The 3,196-nt window shown below is 69.7% G+C and carries 2 protein-coding genes; one reads left to right on the forward strand and one right to left on the reverse strand.

What is annotated here, in order from left to right:
* Positions 1-1,954 (reverse strand): HelD family protein (locus tag HMPREF1138_RS01915; RefSeq protein WP_009055943.1); only part of this gene is annotated, 1,954 nt, incomplete at its 3' end.
* Positions 1,955-2,133: 179 nt separating this feature from the next.
* On the opposite strand from HMPREF1138_RS01915, the gene HMPREF1138_RS01920 reads away from it, so the two are divergent.
* A partial coding sequence (locus HMPREF1138_RS01920) for a PAC2 family protein (RefSeq protein ID WP_009055942.1) occupies positions 2,134-3,196 on the forward strand: 1,063 nt, incomplete at its 3' end.

Consider the following 3,196-nt stretch of genomic DNA (forward strand, 5'->3'; position numbering starts at 1 on the left):
CGACGGCGCGCCACAGGGGGCTGTCGCGGCGCGACGAGGCCGGGGCCTCCTCGGGCGCGTCCGCGTGAGTCACGCGGTAGCAGCCCTCAACGTCGCGAACGGCGGTCATCGGGTAGAGGACGGGTGATCCTGCGCGCGCCACCACGCCCTCGGCAAGCGAGGTGAGGGTCGCGGGCGTGCGGTAGGACACGGTCAGCGCGTACTCGGCCGCGAAGGCGCGAGCAGCCGGCCCCAGGGCCTTCTCCCACGAGGGGGGCCGCGTGGAGCCCCGGCGCTGGTCGAGGTCGCCGACGACCGTGAAGGAACGCGAGGGACAGCGGCGCAGCAGGGCGCGCCAGGCCATGGGGGACAGCTCCTGTGCCTCGTCGACGACGATGTGGCCGTAGGCCCACGCGCGGTCCTTGGCTGCGCGCTCAGACAGGGGAGCCCACGACTCCTGCGCGGCGCTGTGCTCGGCGAGCATCTGGGCGGTGACGATGCCCCCGCCCAGGTTCTGTCCCTCGATGGCTGCGCGCGCCCGCTCAAGCTCTGCCGGATCCATTTCCTGGGAGGGAGCCGAGGAGGAGGGCATGGGCCCCAGCAGCTCCTCGCACTCGTCCAGGATCGGCACATCCGACACCGTCCAGGGCGCGGATCGCGGCCTCACGAGGAGCGCCAGCTCGTCGGGGCGCAAGGGAGACTTGGCGCGCCTGTTGGCCGCCGCCAGCACCTCGGGACGGGCATAGAGCCTGCGCAGCAGCGTCTGCGCGCTCGTCGGCATCCACGCCGTGTTGATCGCACGACGACAATCGATGGAGTCGCGAATCTCGATGAGCCACGAGCGTTTCACCTCCGGATCGACGCCGCCCTCGGAATCCGCATCCCCGGCCTCGCGCGCCAGGCGCAGCGCCAGCACGTCCATGAGCTCGCGCGCGAAAGACTCCCGCGCCACGTTGTGCGGCCGCCCCGAACGCTTGGCGCGCCTCCGGGCGCCCTCCACGTCCGCGCGCGTCAGCGTCACCGTCCGGTTCCACACGCGCAGCTCCTGATCCTCCCGGGGGAGCTTCGCGAGCGCGCGCACCGCCTCCTTGACGATTGCCGCCCACGCCGGGAGCCCCTTGATCCGAGCCACGGCCTCGTCCTCGCTGGCCCGGGCATGCACGCCCGGAACCAGGTCGCCCACCGTCACCGACACGACGCCCGTCTCGCCCAGGGACGGCAGGACCTGCTCGATGTAGCGCAAAAACAAGCGAGAAGGACCAACGAGCAGCACGCCCGAGCGCTCCAGGCGCTCGCGGTGGGCGTACAGGAGATACGCAATGCGGTGCAGGGCGACCGCTGTCTTGCCGGTGCCCGGCCCGCCCTGGACGACCAGGAGGCCCTTGTCAGAGGCGCGGATGATGCGATCCTGCTCGGACTGGATCGTGGCGACGATGTCACCCATGCGACCGTCGCGCGCCTCGCTGAGCGCATGCATGAGCGCGCCCTCGCCCTGCAGCTCCAGGCCGTGCGCGGCCGAGGCATCGAGCAGCTCGTCCTCCAGCCCCGTCACGCGCCGATCACGCGTCGAAATGTGGCGGCGACGCACGACCCCCTCCGGCTTGGCCGACGTCGCCTGATAGAAGGGACGCGCAGCTGGGGCACGCCAGTCGACGAGCAGGGGAGTCCCGTCATCATGAGACAGTGACAGGCGCCCGACGTGACGCGTCGACGAATCCACCATGTCGAGGCGGCCGAACACCAGGCGCTCCTCCACGCCCTCCAGGCGCGCGGCCATCTCACCCAAGTGCGCCGAGAGAGCCTCGCGCTCCGTCCACGCCTGCGCGTTGCCGACACCATGGGTCGAGTGAATGCGTCCCTGGCGCTCGCGGTAGGAGGCGCGCAGGGCATCCAGGCGCTTGTACGCGCTGTCGACAAACTCCTGTTCGGGCAACGGAAGGTCCGTGGGTGAGTGCTGCTGCGCGCCCGTGGTCATGGGTCCTCCTCGTTTTTGGTGGCCTTCTATTGTCCCTCACTTTTCGTCGCTGCGCTGTGAACAGCCGCTATTCAACTCGCGCGCTTCGCCCCAAGCTCAAATGGCGTTCCCGGGTGACGCGGCGGGTGCCTCGCGGGTACGTTAGACACGACGAAGAAGATCGAGCATGAGGAGGAGACGTGAGCATCAACGCGACCGACCTTTACGAGGATGGCCCCGCCGCGGGCGCAAAGGCCAAGATCCTCCTCATCCACTTCGACGGGGCGATCGACGCCGGTGGGGCCGGGCGCATGGCCATCGGGCAGATGCTGCGCTCGCTGCACAACGAGCGCGTCGCGACCTTTGACGCCGACGCGCTCGTGGACTACCGATCCCACCGGCCGATTATCACCGTCGAGGACTGGGTGTCCTCCCCGGACATGGTGATGCCCCAGACCGTTCTCGACCTGGTCGAGGACGATATGGGTAACCCGATCCTGGTCCTGCATGGCGCGGAACCGGACGCCCACTGGGAGTCTTTCACCAACGCGATCAGCGGCATCTGCGAGCGCGCGGGCGTCGAGATCACCTTCTCGTTGCACGGCGTTCCCTCCGGCGTCCCCCATACGCGCCCGACCCCCGTGCACGTGCAGGCGACCGACGCCTCCCTGCTGCCCGCGGGTGGGGCCACGATCGCGAACCACATGCAGTTCCCCGCGCCCCTGTCGACCTTCGTGCAGATCCGCATGGGGCAACGAGGCATGGGCGGGCTGGCGCTGCTGGGTGCCGTCCCGTTCTACATGGCCGACACCGGCTACCCGGCCGCATCCTCGGCGCTGCTCACCTCCTTCGCGAAGTTCGCAGACCTGTCCCTGCCCGTCGGCGACCTCGAACAGGGCGCCGCCCAAGACCAGGAGAACATCGAGAAGCTCGTCGAGAACAACCCCGAGATCGCCCACACCGTCAGCGCCCTCGAAGAGCACTTCGACGCGTGGAGCGGTGGGGATGGGGCTATTCCCCTGCCCGGCATGGGCCAGCCGCCTGCCGCGCGCGGAGAAGAGAAGGCCACCAAGGATATTGGCGACGTCATCGAGGCCTACCTCGCGCAGGTCTCGCGCGCCAAGGACGAGGAAATCCAGTCCGTCCAGCGCGCCCCTCGCGTCGATAACCCCGAGGAACCCCCCAAGCCCGACACCCTCGAAGACGTGCTCGCCCGCGTCGAGGCGCGCCGCAACGGCCAAGAGCCCGGGCCCTCCGCACCGC

It is taken from the genome of Actinomyces sp. ICM58 (assembly GCF_000283035.1).
Taxonomy (GTDB): Bacteria; Actinomycetota; Actinomycetes; order Actinomycetales; family Actinomycetaceae; genus Pauljensenia.